Genomic DNA, 21655 nt, shown 5'->3' on the forward strand with positions numbered 1-21655 from the left:
TCACCGTCCCTCCGGCTCCGCCCGGACCACGCCCAGGTCGCCGTCGACGGTGACCCGTTGGCCGTCGACAAGGACGTTGGTCGCCGTCCCGGTACCCATCACGCCTGGGATACCACACTCACGGGCGACGATCGCCGCGTGCGACCCCGGGCCACCGGTGTCCACGACCACCGCCGCGGCGGTCCGGAACAGTGGGGTCCAGGCGGGATTGGTCGTGGGGCACACGAGGATCTCCCCACTGCGGAGCTTCCCGAACTCGGTCGGGTTCCGGATGACACGTACGACTCCGTTGGCCTGGCCGCCGCCACCGGGTGTCCCGGTCACCAGGGCGCCGTCGGTGTTCTGGCGGTTCGGGAACAGCGTGGTCGCGGCGATCAGGGGCGCGCCCTCCAGCTCCGCTCGGCGGGCTTGGCGGTCGCGGACCAGGGAGCGGAGTCGCTCCCCCTCGTCCGTGGGGACCTCCTCGGGGCGCGGCAGTTTCTCCACCTCGGAGAGGCGTAGATGCCAGATGTCGTCCGGGTGGCGCAGGACACCCGCGGCGGCGAGGCGGCGACCGATCTCGACGACGGCGCGGCGTACCAGGGGCAATGTCCGGGAGAACTCGAAGTGCGTGTCCTCCCGGAACGCCGCACCGATCCGGGCGGCCTCCACCCGACGGCGCAGACGGGCGCGACGCCGGGGGTTGCCTCGCAGGCGGGGGTGGGACTCCAGCCGCGCCAGTGCGTCCTCGCTGGGGTTGGACTCCTCGGTCTCCAGGTCACGCCGGGCGAGGGCCTGGATCGCCCCGATCGGGATCTCCCACGCCTCGCTCCACGTGGGCGCGGAGATGAGGGTGATGCTCTCGCTCTCCCGGTGCCCGAACTCGCCTAGGAAGCGTTCGAGGGCGGATCGCAGCTCCGGGTGGAGACCGGCGCGGAGTTGGGCCACGATGGCCTCCGCCGTCTCCTCCGCGAAGAGTCGGCGAAGCGCGGGATCCGCGCGCACCTCGTCCGCGAGGAGTTGGAGAGCGTCGTTGGCGTCCTGGGTTCTGGTGGGGGCGCCCGCCATCAGTTGGGAGAGTTGGTCCCTCACACCCAGTCGGGCGAGGGCCAGCCGAAGTCGGATGAGGGCGTACCCCGTGGCCGGCAGGTAGTCGACACGGGTCAGCGCCATCCGGTCCAACAGCTCCAGTGACTCCCGGGGCCGCCTGCACAGGGTGTCCCAGTCCAGCGTCGAAATGTCCCTCTTGGCCAGGGCGGCGACGTCCCGGTCGAACCGCTGGTAGCGGGGATCGTTGCGCCACTCGGCGGGGTCGTAGTGGCGGACCTTGCTCGCCAGCCGCAGCGGGGTGAGCACGGTGGCGAACGTGGGGCGGGGATCGGGTGGCACGAACCGGTCGACGACGCCGTCGACCTCGGGCACCACCTCCGCGAAGTCGAACCTGGCCGCGGGGATGCCGAGGATCATTCGGTTGACGAGCTGTCCGACGCCGGGCACGGTCCACGCGCTTATGTCCATCGGGTAGGGCCGGAGTGGGAAGAGCTCGGCGATGACCGGCCCCATGAACCGCTGGATGGGACTGAGCTTGATGGGGGCCGGCGGGACCGCGGTCAGTGGACGTGCCTGGAGCAGCCAGATCTTCCCGTCGCCGTAGGCCCACTCGATGTCCTGGGGGCGGGAGAAGTGGTTGGCGAGCGCGGTACCCAGGCGGGCCAGTTCCCTGAGCGAGGCGTCCGACAACCGGTCCGTGTCCTCGTCGCGCCCCACCTCCTCCGTGGTGCCGCCGCCGGGCGCGCTTCGGATCACGACCTCGCGCCGGCCCAGTCGGGACTCCAGTACCGTGCCGTCCGGAGAGAGCCGGTAGTGGTCCGGCGTGACCATTCCGGACACGACCGCCTCGCCCAGCCCACCGCTGGCCTCGACCACCAGCTCGTCGCGGGCCCCGGTGACGGTGTTGGCGGTGAACAGGACGCCCGCCAGTTCCGCGTCGACCATGGCCTGCACGACGACGGCGATCCGTACGCTCTCGGAGTCCACCCCGCGACTGTGCCGGTAGGCGATGGCGCGGTCGGTCCACAGAGAGGCCCAGCAGTCACGCACCGCGCGCATCAGGGCGTCGATCCCGCGAACGTTGAGGTAGGTGTCCTGCTGGCCGGCGAACGAGGCGCCGGGGAGGTCCTCGGCGGTGGCGCTGGAGCGGACCGCGACGGGAGGTTCTCCCAGGGCGGTGTAGGCGTCGGTGATGGCGGTACGTACGTCGTCGGGGACTACGAGGTCGGCGAACTCGGCGCGGATGGCGCTCCCGACCGCTTCGGCGTCGAAGCCGTCGCCGTCGTCCGACGCCGCGAGGTGGGCGTTGACGCGGGCTTCCACCCCGTCGGCCAGAGCCTTGGAGTACGCGCCCGTGGTCACGACGAACCCGTCCGGTACCCGGAAACCCGCGGAGACCACCTCCCCCAGGTTGGCGCCCTTTCCTCCGGCGCTGGCCAGGTCGTTGGCGTCGATGGCGCTGAGTGGAACCACGTGGCCGGTCTCGTCGCGGGATGTCGGCTGGATCGTGGACGGCTCCTGCGGTGTGGACGTCATGGGGTCCTCCCAGTGGTGGTCGAGTCCGCGTGCTCCGGCGCGTGGACCGCGTCGGTGTCGTTGGTGTCGGTGTGCGCACGGTCCCGTAGGGGCCGTGCCGGGATGGCGAGGGTGAGGAGGCAGGCGATGGCGAGCAGCGGCGCGAGCGCGCCGAGGACGGGCGGCAGTGCCACTCCGTAGGCCGACGCGACCAGGTCCTGCGCCCGTGGTGAGAGCGTGGCGATGACCTCCGGCGACAGGGACCCCGCGTCGCCCACACGGTCCGCCACCGAGGCGGGCAGCCGCTCGGCGAAACGCAGGGTGGTCAACGCACCCACGACCGCGATCCCCACCGACACACCGATCTGCCGGAGGAAGGTGACGGTCGACGTCGCGGTACCGAGGTCGCGGAACTCGACGGCGTTTTGGGCTATCAGGGTCATGACCTGCATGACGAAGCCGATCCCCAGCCCGGTCACCAACAGCACCGCCATGAGGATCCAGAGCGGTGTCTCCTCCGTGACCAGCAGGAACGAACCAAGCCCACCGGCCGCGATCGCGGTGCCAAGGGTGGGATAGATCCGGTAGCGGCCGGTGCGGGTGATCAGGCTGCCGGACAGGGACATCGACACGATCACGCCGAACATGAGTGCGGTGACGGTGAGCCCCGCGCGCGTCGCCGAGGTCCCCACCGCCACCTGGAGAAACGCGGGGAGGAAGCCGATCGCGCCGAAGAGGGAGAACCCGACCAGGAAGCTCACCGCGCCCGGGATCCAGAAGGCGCGGTCGCGGAAGAGCCGGAGCGGCAGCACGGGGTCGGCGGCGCGCCGCGCGGCGACCCCCCACACCGTCAGGCCCACCAGCACCGCCGCGAGGGCGCCGACCGTCACCCAGCGGGGAACGTCCTGGCCGGCGAGTCCGGTGAGGACGACGATCCCGAGTACTCCGGTGCCGAGCCCGGACGCCCCCCAGTAGTCGATCGGCACGACGGAGCGGGGGACCGGGAGTCCCCGCAGCACTACGCGGATCGCGACCAGGGCGACGACGCCGAGCGGGATCTCGCCGAGGAACACCCAGCGCCAGTCGAGCTGGTCGACCACGAGACCGCCCAGGAGCGGGCCGCCCACCGCGGCCACCACATAGACCGCGCCGAGTCGACCGAGGTACCGTCCGCGCTCTCGTGGGCTCACCACCTCACCCAGTACGGCCTGCGCCCCAATCATGAGACCGCCGCCGCCGAACCCCTGCACGACACGCCCGGCGAGCAGCCACCCCAGGCTCGGGGCGACGGCGCAGACGACCGCGCCCACCACGAACAGCAGGATCGCGGCCTCCAGTACCCGGCGGCGGCCCAGCCGGTCCCCGAGTTTTCCGTACAGCGGCATCACGACGGTCGCGGCCGCGAAGTAGGCGGTGAGAATGACCGGCATCGCCTCCAGACCGCCCAGTTCACCCGCGATCGCCGGCAGCGCGGGCGTCATGACGGTCTGGTCCAGGGCTCCAAGCAGCATCGCCACCATCAGCCCTGGCAGCACCACCCCGACGCGGGGAGCGCCGTCGCCCCCACTCGCGGCACTGGAGGTGTCGCCCATGCGTCCTCCTACCCAACCCTTAGGAAACGGTTCGTTTCGTAGAAAGCCTAAGGCGGCGAAATAGAAAACGCAACGTTTCTTATGAGAGTCGGTCGGACGAATTTCGCTTTGCCCCCACTCCTGGATGCCCCCTACGCTGCCCCGAGGCTGGCCCGCTCTCTCCGGCAGGGAGGGAGACTGGCAGCACCACCCCAGACGCCAGCAGCAGGAGGATCGCGGATGCCGTCCGTGCCGCACGCCGAACTCGCGTCCACACTCGACGCCCACACGCCACGCGACGGCACGGAGACCGCGGACCTGGAGCGAACCCGCGCCCTCCTCACCACTCCGGATCCTTGGGACCGCACCACCCCGCTGCACGCCACCGCGTCCGCGCTGATCGTGCACGTGCCGACCCGCCGCGTACTGATGCGCTGGCACCCCCGCCTTCGGGCCTGGCTCCAGGTCGGCGGGCACGCCGACCCTGGCGAGACCGACCCGATCCAGGTCGCCCTCCGCGAGGCACGCGAGGAGAGCGGACTCGACGACGTCCGCCCCTGGCCGGACCAGCGTCTCCTGCACGTCGTCGTGGTCGACGTCCCCGCCAACGACCGCGAACCCGCCCACGAACACGCCGACCTGCGCTTCGCCCTCACCTGCGACTCCCCCGACCGCGCCCGCCCCGAGCACTCCGAGGCGCACCTTCGGTGGCTGACCGTCCCCGAGGCGCAGGAGCTGAGCGGCGAGGACAACGTCGTCGAGACCCTCGACCGCCTGAACCAGTTGCTGGTAACCAACGGCTGAGGGGGTAGCTGAACCACACCGGTCGACAGGGGGCGATCAGGGCCCCTCGGGCCTGCCCGTTCGACACGCTCTCCACTTGCCGTGACCTGGTCGTTCGCTGACGCACCGGAGAGGACCGCGTCCCCGACGAGCCGCACGCCTACCGAGTCGAAGACCTCTCCTGGCCGTGTGTCCCTGTCGTCGGCGGGGCCCGAACAGTCAACCGGGACACCCGCCGCGTCCCGCCCGGCGCCCGAGCGGCCCCCGCCGTCTCACGGCCCGCTCGCACCGGGCGCGGAGGGTCGAACGAAGCCGGGCCCTCGAGGCGATCATGGTGCCCGGCCGCCAGGGCACCGACGCCGTGGGCCGCGCGGGCGGCACGCGGCACGGCCGATTCGCGCCCGCCCCCGATCACGCCAGCGGAACCGGCACGACCAGAAGGAGAACCCACGGCGACTCCGCAGACGCGACGTGACTCCACCAGGTGCGGCGAGGCTTCGAACCCGGGCCCCGGCGCCCGAACATCGTGCCGCGCCTGGGGACTCTCCCGGCGACTCGGGGCCTGTCCCGAGCTGGTCACATTGAGGACAGGCGGACGGAACCGGCCGCTTTCCACCGTCGCCCCGACGCGAACGGCGCCCCCCCAAACGGACGCACTCCACACTCGCACCGGCTCGGTGGACTGGCTGGCTGGCGCCCGAACGCCCGACGGGACGGTCCGGCGCGGATCGACCCTTTGCGCGGTGCGGAGCGGAGTTCGGACGACCCTCTCACCTGGGCATGCCGCGCACGAGGTGCGGCTCGTCGTCACCACCGCTCGCATCGGTGCGCGCCCCCCACCGGGCACAGGGGACGAGCGAACACCGGCGGTCGAGGTGACCACGGCTCCCTGCCATCACGTCGGGGTCGCTCCGACGGCGGCGGACGAACGCGCGGCGAACGGAGGCACTGGTCGCTCGCTGATGCCCCGCCTACCCCCAAGGGGCAGTCGGGCGCGCCCCAGTCGTGGCGGGGATGACCGGCGGCCGGCGGCCCATCTCCCCTCCCGCTCGGGGCGGAGCGTGTCGGGCGACGTGCGGCACCCGGTCGGTGTGGTGGTGGGGGCGGAGTCCGACCATTGTGGGAGGCGTGCTCCCCGGGTCGTGGTGCGGCCCGGGGAGCACGGGGTCACTGTGGGGTGTCACGACGGTGGAAGCGGCGTCGGGCTTGGTCGTGGGCGGACTGGAGCAGCTCCACGACGGCCTTGGCGGTGTCGGCTCCGGGGTTGACGACGGCCACCCAGCCGTTCCGGGCGTACAGCGGGTGGGGGACGATCACGTCGGCCGCGCTGGCGTCGGTTGGGGATGGTGTCGCGTCCTTCGGCTCGGCGTTCACCCAGCGGCGGTACGCGGCGGAGCCGACCCAGATGTTGAGCCGAAAGGTGTCGGGCCGATCCAGGCGGGACGCCACGTCGTCCGGATAGTCCTTGGTCACGATCGTCGCGAACGGTTGGGTTCGCGGAATGACACCGTCAGGCGCGTAGTAGAAGAAGGAGTCTCCCCAGGCGACCTCGGGTGTATCGTCTCCGGGCTGGGGTCGCAGCGTGAGCACTCCGTCCATGCCGGCGATGAACCGGATGAGTTCCTGTTCGGTCATACCTCCAGCGTGAACCTGAAGTGCATGTGGAGACTTACGCCCGTCGATTGGGGGAAGAACCGTGCGAAGTCTCAACTCAGGGCTACGGACCAGCGACGTGGCCCGCGAGTCCGGGTACTCCGTGCAGCAGATCCGGGATCTGGAGCGTCACGGTGTACTCCCGGTGGCGTCGCGGTCCCCCTCCGGATATCGCTCCTACGACTGGAACCACGTGAGCGCCGCCCTCGCGTACAGGGCGTTCGCCGCCGCGGTCGGTCCCGCGGAGGCGAAGGGCATCATGCGTGCCGCCGTTCGCGGCAGGTCCGTCGAGTTGGTGGAACGCCTGGACAGCGCGCACGCCACACTGCACCGGGAACGGCAGGACCTGCGACTCGCCCGACACGCCGTCGCGACGATCACCAACGAGCCGATCGACGCTCCGCGTCCCTCGGATCTCATGACGATCTCCGAACTCGCCGACGCGCTGGGGGTCCGCCCCTCCACCCTGCGCCACTGGGAGACCGAGGGGCTGATCAGCCCGCGTCGCACCGGCCCCCGCGCGGCGCGTAGCTACGCTCCACGGGACGTCCGCGACGCGCGGATCGTGCACCAACTGCGAGGCGCCGGCTACCGGGTGCCCACGCTCCGGGAACTGATGCCCCGGCTCCGACACACGCAGCGATGGGAGGAGGTGACCCGGGCGTTGGCGGCGCGTGAGACCACCCTCAACGCCCGATCGCGAGAACTGGTTCGGGCCGCGGCGGCCCTCGACTCCCTGCCCGTGTGGAAATAGCCCCGCGGTAGCGAGTGGAAGTGCGCGTTCACCCGCTGGACGCGCACTCACTCCGACGGGGGTGGAGAAATCCCGTTGGGGGGAGGGCGGGCAGGGGAAGGGACGCGGTCAGATCGCGGGGAGGCCGCCGAGGACGACCGTGAAGCCGGCGATCAACCAGGCCACGAGAGAGTAACCGAGGGTCTGCGCACGCAGGTCGGAGCGTTCGCGCAGGGACGGCAGGACGAACGCCGCGACGAACAGGACCAGCGCCAGGACGCCGGGGATAAGCGACGCCAGCGCGAACAGACTCATCTGGTCCAGACAGCTCTGCGTCGGATAGTCACCGCAGAAGATCCGCACTCCCCACCCTCCAAAAGCGGCCCACAGCCACACCGACACAACGAGAACTCCGGCGACCACGAGAGCGACGGAGTAGAGCTCCCACCGGCCACCGGACCATATCCGGCTACCGCGCATACCGTGGACCTACCCGCGGCGGTTCAGGGAACGCCCCAGGTAGACCCACGTTATGTCAGGGCCGCGGTCGCCTAGCGCTTGCGGCCACCGCCGCCACGGCTCCCGCCGCGGCTGCCGCCACCACCACGGGACCCGCCGCTGCGACGACCACCACCGCCGAGGCCGCCACTCCGGCGGCCTCCGCCACCACCTCCTCCGAAGAGGCCACCACCGGAACGACCACCGCCGCCGCCGAAGAGTCCGCCGCCACCGGAGGAACGTCCCCCGCCGGACGAACGTCCGGCACCAGAGGAACGTCCGACGCCGAAGCCGCCGGCGCGCCCACCCGAGGGGCGGCCACGCGGCGTCGGGGCACCGAAGCCTCCCCGGCCCCCGCTGGCCTGGCCGCGTGGCTGCGGCGAGGCACCGCTCGCGCTCCGGCGGGCGGCGACCCCGGGAGGGCCGCTCCGGGCCCCGGAGGCCTGTCCGCGCGGTCCCGCGCCACTGGCCGATCGACGCGCGGCGACTCCCGGCCCGCTCCGCGCCGAGGACGACCGACCGCCGACACCGGCGCCGAACTGCCCGCCGGGCGTCGACCCACCCGGGCGCGGTGCGGCGCGGGAGCCGCGGCGCGCGACCCCGTCGTTACCGCGCCGGCTACCCGACGGCCCACCCCGCACCACGCCACCGGACCGGGCCGCGGCGGGCCGACCGCCGGCCTTGCCCGCCACCGGTCGACCGGCGACCCGCGGCGCGGGGCGGAACCCGCCCCGGCGCACCTGCGGCCGGTATCGGACTCCCGGCCGGGGACGGTAGTAGCCGCCGCCCACGTAACGTCCGGAGCGCCACCGGGGCCCATAGCGGCGGGTTCCGTGGAAGCGCCCGCCGTAGTAACGGCGCCCGTACCAACGCGGACCGTAGTAGCCGAAGTATCCGTCCCAGCCGTGACGCGGGCCCCAGAACCCCCGGCGGTCGTAGAAGAACGGGTCGCCCGACCACATGTTCGAGTGGCCGAAGGCGTAGAAGCTGGAGTCACGCTTGAAGTCGTGCAGCAGCACGTCGATCGTGACGGAGCTGGCGACCACGAGGAGGCGCAGCCACTCGTCGGGATCGTAGTGGAACTGCAGGGAGTACCGGTCCTCGACGTTCCACTGCCCGCTGAACAGACCCGTGTACTGCTTGTCGATCTGTGCGACCGGCTGACCGTGCCCGTCGAACACCTGGAACTGCCAGTTGCCCCAGTCGCCCTCGATCCGTCCGATGTTCTGGCCGTGGGCGTCCTGGAGCCAGAATCGGGAACCCGCGAAACGCACGTCCTGCACGATGCAGCCGACGGGGCCACCGTGCGCGTCGGTGACGAAGATGTTCGGCAGACCGTTCTGCCACGGCTTGTCGAGGACCAGGATGGGTTCGCCTTCGGGAGAGAAGAGGCCGAACCGGTGCGGACGGTACCGCCCACCACCCCCGAGGAACTGTGCGGTGGGCATCAACTCCCGTACGTGTGCCGTGGGATAGCCGTTCCCGTCGTACACGTTGTAGTGGCTGTCCGGCATGAGCCGGCGCGGCTGCTCAACCATGAGCACAGGGGAGCCGTAGAGATTCTCCATGGCAACTCTTTTCCGATTTCGCAGCACCGCCAGGGGGTGACGGCACAGAGGGGTTCCGCGAACACGGCAGGTTCACCGTACACGCACCGGGTACGACCACGGGGCTGGACCAGCACGGGGTCTCCCGCTCGCCTCGTGGTCCTGGGCTATCCCTCGTGGAGTACCAGGTCGATGACGATCGCGGAGGCGACCACCAGTGTCAGCAGTGGCTCGGGGAGGTCCAGGTAGCGCCTCCAGACGACGTAGGTGTCGGCCGTGGTGAAAACCTCGGCGAGCCCCTGCAGGCGACGGTTCACGCGACAGATCTCGTGCTGGTAGGCGTCGAAGATCTGGAAGTCGTGCGCGAAGAGGTCGCCCTGGATCGTCCCGAGGTGCTGTTGGTGGGCGTCCTTGAGGTGGAACTCCGCCTGCAACAACCGCAACTGTTGGTGGATCCTGCCGACGATCGACCCGTCGGGCGCCTGCACCACGGTGGAAGCCGCACCGAACGACCACTCCTTGTGGATGTAGAGGCGGGGTCGTTGCCACCCGTCGGACACGACGACGCGTCGTTGGTGGCTCGCGCCGGCGAGGGGGCCGATCACCCGGAACACCTGCATCGCGGCGTCCACGCCCACCTCGCGGACGTGGGCGACCTGACGGCCCCACTGGTCGTAGCAGTGGTATTCGCTGAGGGTACCGAAACCCCCTTGCGGCTGACGCACCACCAGGGGAACGGTCGTGAAGAAATCCTGCACGGCGACTTTGACGCTTCCACTGGGGGAATGGTTTCGCCGATCATACGACGATGGGCGACACCCCCACAGGGGTGCCGCCCATCGTGAGCGTGGGGGTGGGACTAGAAGTCCATACCGCCCATGCCACCGCTCGGGTCCGCGGCGGCCTTCTCCTTCTCCGGCTTCTCGGCGATAACCGCCTCAGTCGTGAGGAAGAGGCCAGCGATGGACGCGGCGTTCTGCAGCGCGGAACGGGTCACCTTGGTCGGGTCGATGACGCCGTCCTTGAGCAGGTCGGTGTACTCACCGGTCGCGGCGTTCAGGCCGATTCCCGGCTCGAGGTTCTTGACCTTCTCCGCCACGACGCCGCCCTCGAGGCCGGCGTTCTCGGCGATCTGCTTCAGCGGCTCCTCGATGGCGCGCCGCACGATGCCGGCGCCGATGGACTCGTCGCCGTCAACGTCCAGCTTCTCGAACGCCGGCCCGCCGGCCTGGAGCAGGGCCACGCCTCCACCGGAGACGATGCCCTCCTCGACGGCGGCCTTGGCGTTGCGCACCGCGTCCTCGATACGGTGCTTGCGCTCCTTGAGCTCCACCTCGGTCGCGGCACCGGCCTTGATGACCGCGACACCGCCCGCGAGGCGCGCCAGGCGCTCCTGCAGCTTCTCGCGGTCGTAGTCGGAGTCGGTCCGGTCGATCTCGCTGCGGATCTCGTTGACCCGGCCGGAGATGGCCTCGGCGTCGCCCTGGCCGTCGACGATGGTGGTGTCGTCCTTGGTCACGACGACCTTGCGGGCGCGGCCCAGCATCTCCAGCTCGGTGTTCTCCAGCTTGAGGCCCACCTCTTCGGTGATGACCTGGCCACCGGTGAGCACCGCGATGTCGGCGAGCTGCGCCTTGCGGCGGTCACCGAAGCCCGGAGCCTTCACCGCGACGGACTTGAAGGTGCCGCGGATCTTGTTCACGATCAGGGTCTGCAGCGCCGCGGACTCGACGTCCTCGGCGATGACCATCAGCGGCTTGCCCGCCTGGAGGACCTTCTCCACGATGGGAAGGAACTCGTTGTTGTTGGAGATCTTGGAGTTGACGATGAGGATGTAGGGGTCCTCAAGCTCCGTCTCCATGCGCTCCAGGTCGGTGGCGAAGTACGGCGAGATGTAGCCCTTGTCGAAGCGCATACCCTCGGCGAGCTCGAGCTCCAGCCCGAAGGTCTGGCCCTCCTCGACCGTGATGACGCCTTCCTTGCCGACCTTGTCCATCGCCTCGGCGATGATCTCGCCGATCTGGCTGTCGCCGGCGGAGATGGACGCGGTGGAGGCGATCTGCTCCTTGGTCTCGATGTCCTTGGAGAGGTTCGCGAGCTCCTCGCTCAGACGGCCGACCGCGGCGTCGATGCCACGCTTGAGGCCGATGGGGTTCGCGCCGGCGGCGACGTTGCGCAGCCCCTCACGAACCATGGCCTGGGCGAGCACCGTGGCGGTGGTGGTCCCGTCACCGGCGACGTCGTCGGTCTTCTTCGCGACCTCCTTGACGAGCTCGGCCCCGATCTTCTCCCACGGGTCCTCGAGCTCGATCTCCTTCGCGATGGAGACACCGTCGTTGGTGATGGTGGGGGCGCCCCACTTCTTCTCCAGAACGACGTTGCGGCCCTTGGGGCCAAGCGTGACGCGCACGGCGTCCGCGAGCTGGTTCATGCCGCGCTCAAGGCCGCGCCGGCCTTCCTCGTCAAACGCGATCAGTTTGGCTGCCATGAGACTGTTGGTCCTCCCGAGTACCGGGCTGGTTCGCAGTAGGTTCGAGCCGACGCCCGCGACGGACGACCCGACCTGTCCGACAACCCCTCTGCCGACGGTCGTGGCCTCGTCGCCCCGAGCCTGATGATTAGCACTCCAAAGCATGGAGTGCTAACGCCTTTTTAGCACTCCCCCCGGGCGAGTGCAAATGCTCCGGTGCCAGGCTACCGTCACGCGTTGGCACAGGTCATCCCCTGCGACCACCGCCCTCGACCCGGCGAGCTGGCAAAAGACGACGCCACCGAGAAGGGCCGAGAACAACGATCCCCTGGGGCGTCGACCCACGCGTGGTGGGAACCCCAGGGGATCGGAACAGCTCACCCTGTCCGGACGGATCGGCGGCTCAGCCCCCGGCGACGGCGGGGACGACGGACACCCGGCTGCCGGCGGGGGTCGCGGTCTCCACCCCTGAGGCGAAGCGCACGTCCTCGTCGCCGACGTAGACGTTCACGAAGCGCCGGATCTTGCCGGAGTCGTCGAGGATCCGCGCCGAGATCCCGGGATAGTTGGTCTCGAGGTCGGTCAGCACCTCGCGCAGGGTCGCACCGGACGCGGTTACCTCGGACTCACCACTGGTGTAGGTCCGCAGGATGGTGGGGACCCGAACGTTCACGCCGCTCATCGCTTCGTTACTCTCCTCGCTCGCAGCATCTGACTTTTGTTGACCGGTGTGTACCGGCGCGCCCGCTAGTGCGCCAGGCCCGCGTCCCGGAACGCCTCGAGGGACGGAGCGATGGTGGCGGACACCCCCGCGGTCGCCGCGTTGAGGGTCTTCAGCCCGTCACCGGTGTTGAGGACGACGGTTTCCTTGTTCGGGTCCAGCTTTCCCTCGGCGAGCAGACGTCGCAGCACGCCGGTGGTCACGCCCCCGGCGGTCTCGGCGAAGATGCCCTCGGTCCGGGCGAGGAGCGAGATCGAGTCGACGATCTCCTCGTCGGACACGTGGGACACGCACCCCCCACTGCGTCGGGCCACGTCCAACACGTAGGGCCCGTCCGCCGGGTTGCCGATGGCGAGGGACTTGGCGATGGTGTCCGGCTTCACCGGCTGCACCACGTCGTGCCCCGCCTCCCACGCCTTGGCCACGGGCGAACACCCGGTGGCCTGGGCCCCGAAGACGGTGTAGGGCGTGTCCTCGACGAGCCCCAGCTCGATGAGCTCGCGGAACCCCTTGTCGATCTTGGTCAGTTGGGATCCCGACGCGATCGGGATGATGATCTGCTCCGGGAGACGCCAGCCCAACTGCTCGACGATCTCGTAGGCCAGGGTCTTGGACCCCTCCGCGTAGAAGGGCCGCAGGTTGACGTTGACGAAGCCCCAGTCCTCGCCGGCGGGATCGCCGATGAGCTCGGAGCAGAACCGGTTGACGTCGTCGTAGCTGCCGTCGATCGCCACGACACGGCCGCCGTAGACGGCCGCCATGACGACCTTGCCCTCCTCCAGGCCGGCCGGGATGAACACGCAGGAGCGCAGGCCCGCCCGCGCGGCCGCGGCACCGACGGCGCCCGCGAGGTTGCCGGTGGAGGAGCAGGAGAGGGTGTGGAAGCCGAACGCGCGCGCGGCCTCCACCGCCATCGCCACCACACGGTCCTTGAAGGAGTGGGTGGGGTTGGCGGAGTCGTCCTTGACGTGCAGGGAACGCAGGCCCAACTCGGCGGCGAGCCGGTCCGCGCGAACCAGCGGCGTGAAGCCGGGAGCCATGTTGGGCCGGGAGGCGACGTCGGCCGGAACGGGAAGGAGGGACGCGTACCGCCAGATCGACGGGGGTCCACTCTTGATCGCGTCGATGGAGACGCCGGAGAAGTCATAGGCCACTTCGAGTGGCCCGAAACACTGCTCACACGCGAAACGCGGCCCAATCTCGTAACGCTCGCCGCACTCACGACACGAGAGAGCGGAGGCGGGTCCGAAGGGACGGGTGACGGTCGTGTGCGATTCGGTGGCGGTGATCGCCATGCGAGGCAGCTCCCCTCATCTTCCCCGTGGCCACCTTGACCACAGGCCGGAGTTGGCACCTGCCTCGGCCGCGTCCGCGTCATCGCGAACCTGTCAGCCAAGATGGTTGCCGGGGCTTCGTCGGGCCGGTCCCTCCACCCCTCTGGATGAGCACTATTCGGTTGTTATTTCTCCACACCTTAGCTGACGGGGCTGTAGCGTCACCAAAGTGGGGTACGCAGGACCATGAAACGGCACGACACGCAACCCGTGCACCCGTTGTCCCGTCATGCCGGGATAGCCTCGATTGACAAGACTTAGGCCGATGCGTGAGAGGTGGTCGCACACGTGGACAAGGCCCGAATCCTCGTCGCTTCAAACCGGGGGCCCGCGACCTTCACTCTGGACGAGGCATCGAAGTCCCCCCGCGCCCGTCGCGGCGGTGGGGGTCTGGTGTCCGGACTCAGTGCGGTCAGCGCGGACCCCGGGACCGAGACCCTGTGGGTCTGCGCGGCGTTAACCGAACTGGACCGGGAGGCCGCACGCAGCGCGCCGGAGGGGCGCCTGGACCTCGCGCACCCCGACCTCGGCGCCGGCCGGGTGCGCATGCTGGACATCGCGCCGCAGACCTTCGCCAACGCCTACTCCACGGTCGCCAACTCCGTGCTGTGGTTCGTGCACCACATGATGTACGACACTCCCACGAACCCGGCGTTCGACACCGACTTCCAGGGGGTGTGGGCGGACTACCGCGCCTACAACAAGGCGTTCTGTGACGCCCTGGCCACCGGTGCCGCCGAGGGCGCCAAGGTGGCCGTGCAGGACTACCACCTCGCCCTGGTTCCGCGTCTCCTGCGCGACCGGCGACCGGACCTGCGCATCACCCACTTCTCCCACACTCCGTGGGCGCCCCCGGAGTACTTCCGGATCCTGCCGACGGCGGTCGGCCGTGAGCTACTCGAGGGCATGCTCGGCGCCGACTACCTCGGTTTCCTCAGCCAACGCTGGGCCGACGCGTTCCTCGACTGCTGTGCCAGCGTCCTGGACGCCGACGTCGACCGCCGCGAGAGCACCATCCGCATCGGTGGCCGCGTCGTCCGCGTCGGCGTGCACGCGCTCGGCGCCGACGCCGAGGGGCTGAAGGAGCGGGCCGCCCAGTCGGACGTGGCGGAGCGGCGCCGCCTGCTCCAGGAGGCCGTCGGAGAGCGCAAGCTCATCGTCCGGGTCGACCGCACCGAACTCTCCAAGAACATCGTGCGGGGCCTGGAGTCCTACCGCGAGCTGTTGGCGACCCACCCGGAGTGGCACGGGCGCGTCGTGCACCTGGCCTCGGCCTACCCCAGCCGCACCGACATCACCGAGTACCGCGACTACACCGAGGCGGTCACACGGCTGGCCAAGGACATCAACGACGAGTTCGGCACCTCCGATTGGACTCCGTTGCTGCTCGAGGTCACCGACGACTACCCGCGCTCGCTCGCCGCGTACCAGATCGCCGACGTGCTGCTGGTGAACCCGATCCGGGACGGGATGAACCTCGTCGCCAAGGAGGGGCCGCTGCTGTCGGACAACGACGCCGTGGTGGTCCTCTCCCGGGAGGCCGGCGCCGCGGACGAGCTCGCCGACGACGCGCTGATGGTCAACCCCTACGACGTGACCGAGACCGCCGAGGCGCTGCACCGCGCGCTGATCATGCCCAGCGGCGAACGGGCACGGCGGTTGGAGCGGCTCGCGCACGCCGCCGCGGCTCTCCCGCCACAACGATGGTTCGCCGACCAGCTTCGTGCGCTCGGCTGACGCCCTGCCGCGATTCGCGGACGCCATCGCAGCAGGCCATCGCGATGGCCGAACCGAGGCGCGCCGGAGGCATCGTGTAGCCTCAATTCGCAAGGGCCCCTGGTGTGTTCTTGCGCCGGGGGTCGTTTTCGTGCCCCCCGACGTCGTAGCGACACACCATGGGCACCACGCCGGGAGACAACCAGAATGTTGAGGTAGTCACGGATGCCAGCGATCATCATCATTGGCGCCCAGTGGGGGGACGAGGGCAAGGGCAAGGCCGCTGACCTCGTGGGGAATCGCGTTGACTACGTGGTGCGGTTCCAGGGCGGAAACAACGCCGGGCACACCGTCGTGATCGACTCGGAGCACTACGCCCTGCACTCCCTGCCTGTTGGCGTGCTCTCGCCCGACGTCGTACCGGTCATCGGCAACGGCGTGGTCGTGGACCCCGCGGTGCTGTTCGAGGAGATCCGCGGGCTGCAGGAACGTGGCGTGACCTGCGAGCGCCTCCTCATCTCGGCGAACGCGCACCTGATCATGCCCTACCACCGGGCGCTGGACAAGGTCAGCGAGCGCTTCCTCGGCAAGTCCCGGATCGGCACCACCGGCCGCGGTATCGGCCCCACCTACGCCGACAAGATCTCTCGCGTGGGCATCCGCGTCCAGGACCTGTTCGATCCCAAGATCCTGCGCAAGAAGCTCGAGCTGGCGCTGGCGGACAAGAACCAGACCCTGACCAAGATCTACAACCGTCGTGGCCTGGAGTTGGAGCAGATCCTCGACGAGTACCTCGGCTACGGCGAACAGCTCCGCCCCTACGTCGCCGACACCAGTCTCGCCCTCAACCGGGCGCTCGACGAGGGCAAGACCGTGTACCTGGAGGGGTCCCAGGCGACGTTGCTCGACGTCGACCACGGCACCTATCCGTTCGTCACCTCCTCCAACCCGACCTCCGGCGGGGCGCTGGCCGGCGCCGGCATCGGCCCGACCCGGATCAGCAAGATCGTGGGGATCCTGAAGTCCTACACGACCCGGGTCGGCGCGGGCCCCTTCCCCACCGAGCTCACCGACGACATGGGTGACTGGCTGCGCCAGAGCGGGCACGAATACGGCGTGACGACGGGTCGTAATCGCCGCTGCGGGTGGTTCGACGCCCCCATCGCGCGCTACTCCACCCGCGTCAACGGGATCACCGACTTCTTCCTCACCAAGCTGGACGTCCTGTCCGGCCTGGAGAGCATCCCCGTCTGTGTGGCCTACGACGTCGACGGGGTCCGCCACGACGAGCTGCCGATGACCCAGACGGAGTTCCACCGGGCCGTGCCCATCTACGAGTCGTTCCCCGGATGGGGCGAGGACATCAGCCTGGCGCGGAGCTTCGAGGACCTTCCCAAGAACGCCCAGGACTACGTGAACACCATCGCCGAGCTCTCCGGAGCACCAATCTCCGCGGTGGGCGTCGGGCCGGGGCGCGAGCAGACCCTGGAACTGCGTTCCCTCGTGTGACCCATTCCTCTCACCCATCGACACCGAACCAATAGGCTCAGCACTGTGAAGGTCCTTGTCCTCGGCGGCGGTGGCCGCGAGCATGCCCTGGCGCGAGCGCTCTCGCGTGATCCCAACGTCGTCAGCCTGCACTGTGCTCCGGGTAACCCCGGAACATCCGCGCTGGGTGAGAACCACGTCGTGAACGTGACCGATCCGGTGGCCGTCCGGGAACTCGCCGGACGGGTCCGGGCCGACCTCGTGGTGATCGGTCCGGAGGCCCCATTGGTCGCCGGGGTCGCCGACGAGCTGCGCCACTACGGTGTGCCGTGCTTCGGCCCGGACTCGCGGGCGGCCCGTCTGGAGGGGTCCAAGTCCTTCGCCAAGGAGGTCATGCGCGCGGCCGGCGTACCCACCGCGTCCGCGCGCACCTGTGACTCACCGGCGCAGGTGCGGGCCGCGCTGGAGGAGTTCGGCGGGCCGTATGTGGTCAAGGCCGACGGTCTGGCGTCCGGTAAGGGCGTCGTGGTGACCGAGGACATGGCCGAGGCCGAACAGCACGCCAGCCGACACGAGAAGGTCGTCATCGAGGAGTACCTCGACGGGCCGGAACTCTCACTGTTCGCCCTGAGCGACGGAACCAACGCCGTTCCGATGCTTCCGGCCCAGGACTACAAGCGCGCGCTGGACGGCGACCTGGGACCCAACACCGGAGGGATGGGAGCCTACGCCCCCGTCCCCTGGGTGCCGGACGATCTCGTGGACCAGGTCATGGCGGAGGTCGTGCGGCCCACCATCGCGGAGATGGCACGGCGGGACATCCCCTACCAGGGTGTTCTCTACGTCGGCCTGGCCCTCACCTCCTCCGGCCCCCGGGTCGTGGAGTTCAACGCCCGCCTGGGCGATCCCGAGACGCAGGTGGTCCTGGACCGGCTGGCCACTCCCCTGGGCGGGCTGCTTCTCGCCACCGCGACCGGCGGGCTCCCGCCCCAGACCACCCTGGAGTGGCGGCCGGGCGCGGCGGTGACGGTCGTCGTCTCCGCCGACGGGTACCCGAGCGACCCCGTGACCGGTGACCTCGTGACAGGAATCTCAGCGGCCGAGGAGGTCGCCGGTGCCTACGTGCTCCACGCCGGGACCGCGTGGAGCGGAGCCCATGACATCACGACGGCCGGGGGACGCGTCCTCAGTGTCGTCGGGACGGGTGCCGATGTTCCCACGGCCCGGGCCAGCGCCTATGCTGCCGTGGAACGAATCGAGCTCCGTGGGGCGCGGGTTCGGACCGACATCGCCTCGGGAGTCGGCGCGGAAGGGTGACCGGCGGGCGGTTCGTACGTCATGGTGGCAGGGGATCCGGACGCCTCTTGGGGCGCACGTGATTCCCGGCACGATGACACAAGTCTGGTCGGTCTGCACATACAGTGGTTCCGGTTGACTCCCGCGTTGGGAGCAGCGACGCCGCCCCTCGGCCGCGGCGGGCCTTGGACGCCCCGAGTGGGCTGAGCGCCCCCGCCGTTTGCCCCGGCCCCCGGAGCGGTCCGTGGAACGTCGGGTAGGAAACCAACGTCCCAGTACAGAACACGCTGAGGAATTCGGGGTTTCTGAGCCGCCTCGTCAGTCAGAAGGAGCAAGGCGATCATGAGCATGGGCCACGAGGTACGCTATCGCGTCCGCGGCGGACGTCCCCTCAACGGAACCGCCTTCATCCAGGGCGCGAAGAACGCCGTCCTGCCGATGATCGGTGCCGCGCTGCTCGCGGCGAAGGGACGCACAGTCCTGCGCAACGTCCCGATCATCCAGGACGTGCGTCGCGCGTTGGAGCTCGCGGAGCACGTGGGTGCCAAAGTCGAGTTCCACGAGCCCGAGCGGTCCGTGGTCATCGACGCGTCGGGGGTGAACGACCCCGAGCGCGCGGTTCTTCCGGCCGACATCGCGTCCCGCTTCCGCGGCTCGGTCCTGTTCGTGCCCGCGCTGATGCACCGCATGGGGCACGCGCGCATCGAGGGCGTGGGCGGATGCAACCTGGGCAGCCGCAACCTCGACTTCCACTACCGCGGGTTCGCGCGGCTGGGTGCCGAGGTATCCGAGGACGACGAGCGCAACCACATCAACGTCGACGCGCGCAACCTGCGTGGCGGCCACCTCTACCTCGACACCCCGTCCCACACCGGCACCGAGAACCTGCTCATGGCGGCGGTCCTCTCTCCCGGCACCACCGTGATCGAGAACGCGGCGCTGGAGCCCGAGGTCCTCGACGTCATCGACTTCCTCACCCGCATGGGCGCGAAGATCACCGGTGGTGGGACCGGGTTCATCACGGTGGAGGGCGTGAGCGAGCTCACCGCCGTCGAGCACACCATCATGCCCGACCGGATCGACGCGGGCGTCTTCGCGATGATGGCCGCCGCGACCGGTGGGGACGTGAGCCTGGTCGGCGCCCACCTCGAGCACCTCGGTGTGGCCCGGCACAAGCTGGAGCAGATGGGCGTGGAGTTCGCCCAGCAGGGCGCGGTTCTGCACGTCCACCGGGACCCGTCGACGCCGCTGCGTCCCATCAACGCCGTCACCTCCCCCTACCCCGGCTTCGCCACCGACCTGCAGTCGCCGCTGATGACTCTGGCGACGCTGGCCGACGGTGAGAGCTACATCCACGAGGCGATTTACGACGGCCGTTTCGCGCTCGCCGAGGAGCTCAACAAGATGGGCGCCAAGGTCGAGGTGGAGGGCACCCGGGCCATCGTGCACGGTTCGACGAAGCTCCACGGGGCCGAGGTCATCGCCCACGATCTTCGCACCGGCGTCTCTCTCGTTCTCGCCGGTCTTGTGGCTGATGGGGAGACTGTCGTCGCTCCGGGTTACTTTGTGGATCGCGGTCACTCTCAGTTGGCCTCTAGACTGGCCGCTCTGGGCGCAGATCTCACCCGTGAGGGGATCGAGTAGCGGCCCGTCCCGGTTCGGTCGGAGCCGGACTCACCACGGATTTGGTCGTGCGTTATCGGGCGAACAAGCCTCGCGCCAGGCCAATTGTGGGTACCATCTCCGCAGTCAGGTTGTGACGAATTGGGTCGGTGCCAGTGGGCGCACAAGATGACGAGCGTGGATTTGGAGCGGGGAGCTACCCGACGTGAGTGCGCAGCGAACTGGTGACTTGACCATCGGTGTCATCGGCCCGCACGAGGTCGTCGAGCGAATCATGCTCATGGGCCCAGGGTCGACCGGACCTCTGAACGCGAGGCTTATTGCCGCGGCCTACCGGGATGAGCAGGAGGCGACGGACAAGGTACTCCGTCTGGGGAACTCGACCGACGCCTACCTGTTCGCCAGCCCGGTGCCCTACGAGTACGCGCGTAAGGCCGGCGTGTTGACCATGCCGGCCACCTACGTCCCGCTCGGCGGCGCCAGCCTGCACGAGGCCCTGCTCCGGGCGACACTGGACGACCGCTTCGATCCCGCGGCGGCGAGTGTGGACGTACTGAACCGCAGTGATGTGGTGGAAGCTTACTCCGAAGTGGATCTTCCGGTAAATGGACTCCACGTACACGAGGAGCTCAGCAGCGCGTCCAACATCATCTCCTTCCACGAGGGGCTCTGGCGGCGCAAGGCCACGCGCATGGCCATCACCTGTGTGCGCGGGGTCGCCGAGCGGCTGGAGGCGATCGGGATCCCGGTGATCCAGCTCCGTCCGACCAGCGCCGGCGTGCGCAGCGCCCTGCAGACCGCGAGTCTGCTCGGTGCGCACCAGCGTCTGGAGGAGGCGCAGTTGGGGGTCGTCATCGTGGACGTGCCCACCCTGCGCGACTCCGCCCGCCGGTCCACCCCCCGCTACTGGCGGGAGGAACTACGGCTGGCCCTGCACCGCCTGCTCCTGCAGGAGGCGCACCGCATCAACGCCACCGCCCATCCGGTGGACGACCACACCTTCATGGTCACGGCGACCCGCGGTTCCCTCGTCGGCGCGACGGAGGGTTTCCGGCACCCGCCGTTCGTGGAGCGGATCCGCTCCGAGCTGGGGGTCGCGGTCGAGGTCGGTATCGGCATGGGACGCACCACGCAGGACGCGGAGACCCACGCCCGCGCGGCCGTGGGTCGCGCCCAGGCCACCCGACAGAGCTTCGCGGTGGACCGTGAGGGCCGGTCGCTGGTGCCCGCCCAGCGGGCCCCCGTGCGTCGCTCCCCGGACCACCTCAAGTCGAAGGGCCGCGAAACCCTGATGCGGCTCGCCGAGAAGATCAACAAAGAGGGCTCGTCGCTCGTGGTCGACGCAGAGACCGCGGGGCGCATGCTGGACGTGACGCCACGGACCGCGCGTCGCCTCCTGCGCACCCTGGTCGAGGAGGGGCTCGCCTGGCCCCTTCCGCCGAACCGGACCCTGCAGCCGGGACGACCGCGGCAGCTCTACCGTCTGATCGTGGAGAAGCTCAACCGGGCCAACCGCTGACCCTCTGACGAACCATCGACCCTTCCGAGCGTCGCGGGTCGTTGGAGGGAGTGAGGACCGGGCACGCGATCGTGGCGGTCCTTGGCGTCGTGGAGCCCTCCCGTGTCCGCGCGCCTCGTCACGGCGGACCGACGGTCGACTGACGGCCGTTCGTGTCCC

Annotated in this window: 16 protein-coding genes and 1 riboswitch; of the genes, 7 read left to right on the top strand and 9 right to left on the bottom strand. The window is 69.8% G+C overall.

All coding sequences use genetic code 11. The features are described 5' to 3' along the window. Both J4H86_RS15170 and J4H86_RS15175 read right to left on the bottom strand, forming a co-directional pair. A complete protein-coding gene (locus J4H86_RS15170; RefSeq protein ID WP_236538271.1) occupies positions 1–2565 on the bottom strand; it encodes a PEP/pyruvate-binding domain-containing protein in 2565 nt (854 codons plus the stop codon). Next, the gene (locus J4H86_RS15175) at positions 2562–4136 is read right to left on the bottom strand and encodes an MFS transporter (RefSeq protein WP_236538272.1); all 1575 of its coding nucleotides are present in this window, start codon (positions 4134–4136) and stop codon (positions 2562–2564) included. Before J4H86_RS15175 ends, J4H86_RS15170 begins: the two co-directional genes overlap by 4 nt. A 219-nt stretch (positions 4137–4355) precedes the next feature. On the opposite strand from J4H86_RS15175, the gene J4H86_RS15180 reads away from it, so the two are divergent. Then, on the top strand, positions 4356–4919 hold the full coding sequence (locus tag J4H86_RS15180; RefSeq protein ID WP_236538275.1) for an NUDIX hydrolase: 564 nt from the start codon (positions 4356–4358) through the stop codon (positions 4917–4919). A gap of 1146 nt (positions 4920–6065) precedes the next feature. On the opposite strand, the gene J4H86_RS15185 is transcribed toward J4H86_RS15180, so the two are convergent. Beyond that, the gene (locus J4H86_RS15185; protein WP_236538276.1) at positions 6066–6533 is read right to left on the bottom strand and encodes a DUF6194 family protein; all 468 of its coding nucleotides are present in this window, start codon (positions 6531–6533) and stop codon (positions 6066–6068) included. Positions 6534–6594: 61 nt separating this feature from the next. Here J4H86_RS15185 and J4H86_RS15190 point away from each other — a divergent pair, with 61 nt between their 5' ends. Next, the gene (locus J4H86_RS15190) at positions 6595–7305 is read left to right on the top strand and encodes a MerR family transcriptional regulator (RefSeq protein ID WP_236538278.1); all 711 of its coding nucleotides are present in this window, start codon (positions 6595–6597) and stop codon (positions 7303–7305) included. Between the two features lie 108 nt (positions 7306–7413). Here J4H86_RS15190 and J4H86_RS27455 read toward each other — a convergent pair whose 3' ends face one another. The 6 genes from J4H86_RS27455 to thrC form a co-directional block, all read right to left on the bottom strand. Beyond that, positions 7414–7764, bottom strand: coding sequence for a hypothetical protein (locus J4H86_RS27455; protein WP_330932418.1), 351 nt, complete (start codon positions 7762–7764; stop codon positions 7414–7416). 71 nt (positions 7765–7835) lie between these two features. Further along, complete coding sequence (locus J4H86_RS15200; RefSeq protein ID WP_236538280.1) at positions 7836–9350, bottom strand: LURP-one-related/scramblase family protein; 1515 nt, start codon at positions 9348–9350, stop codon at positions 7836–7838. Positions 9351–9496: 146 nt separating this feature from the next. Next, positions 9497–10087, bottom strand: coding sequence for a phospholipid scramblase-related protein (locus J4H86_RS15205; RefSeq protein ID WP_236538281.1), 591 nt, complete (start codon positions 10085–10087; stop codon positions 9497–9499). A 101-nt stretch (positions 10088–10188) separates the two neighbouring features. Beyond that, on the bottom strand, positions 10189–11817 hold the full coding sequence (gene groL / locus J4H86_RS15210; protein WP_236538283.1) for a chaperonin GroEL: 1629 nt from the start codon (positions 11815–11817) through the stop codon (positions 10189–10191). 385 nt (positions 11818–12202) lie between these two features. Next, entirely contained in the window at positions 12203–12481 is a 279-nt protein-coding gene (locus J4H86_RS15215; RefSeq protein ID WP_236538284.1) for a MoaD/ThiS family protein, read from the bottom strand. 65 nt (positions 12482–12546) lie between these two features. Then, entirely contained in the window at positions 12547–13815 is a 1269-nt protein-coding gene (gene thrC / locus J4H86_RS15220; protein ID WP_236538286.1) for a threonine synthase, read from the bottom strand. Positions 13816–13827: 12 nt separating this feature from the next. Continuing rightward, a riboswitch (SAM riboswitch) is annotated at positions 13828–13968 on the bottom strand. Positions 13969–14142: 174 nt separating this feature from the next. On the opposite strand from thrC, the gene J4H86_RS15225 reads away from it, so the two are divergent. From J4H86_RS15225 to J4H86_RS15245, 5 genes are all read left to right on the top strand, one after another. Next, a complete protein-coding gene (locus J4H86_RS15225; RefSeq protein WP_236538287.1) occupies positions 14143–15591 on the top strand; it encodes an alpha,alpha-trehalose-phosphate synthase (UDP-forming) in 1449 nt (482 codons plus the stop codon). 204 nt (positions 15592–15795) lie between these two features. Further along, positions 15796–17079, top strand: coding sequence for an adenylosuccinate synthase (locus J4H86_RS15230; RefSeq protein WP_236538288.1), 1284 nt, complete (start codon positions 15796–15798; stop codon positions 17077–17079). 45 nt (positions 17080–17124) lie between these two features. Next, a complete protein-coding gene (gene purD, locus J4H86_RS15235) occupies positions 17125–18375 on the top strand; it encodes a phosphoribosylamine--glycine ligase (protein ID WP_236538290.1) in 1251 nt (416 codons plus the stop codon). 321 nt (positions 18376–18696) lie between these two features. After that, positions 18697–19998 carry a UDP-N-acetylglucosamine 1-carboxyvinyltransferase gene (gene murA, locus J4H86_RS15240; protein ID WP_236538292.1) on the top strand — a complete coding sequence of 434 codons (1302 nt, stop codon included), beginning with the start codon at positions 18697–18699 and terminating at the stop codon, positions 19996–19998. Between the two features lie 253 nt (positions 19999–20251). Beyond that, positions 20252–21496, top strand: coding sequence for a transcriptional regulator (locus J4H86_RS15245; protein WP_236544039.1), 1245 nt, complete (start codon positions 20252–20254; stop codon positions 21494–21496). The last annotated feature ends 159 nt before the right edge of the window (positions 21497–21655 follow it).

The organism is Spiractinospora alimapuensis, assembly GCF_018437505.1.
GTDB lineage: Bacteria > Actinomycetota > Actinomycetes > Streptosporangiales > Streptosporangiaceae > Spiractinospora > Spiractinospora alimapuensis.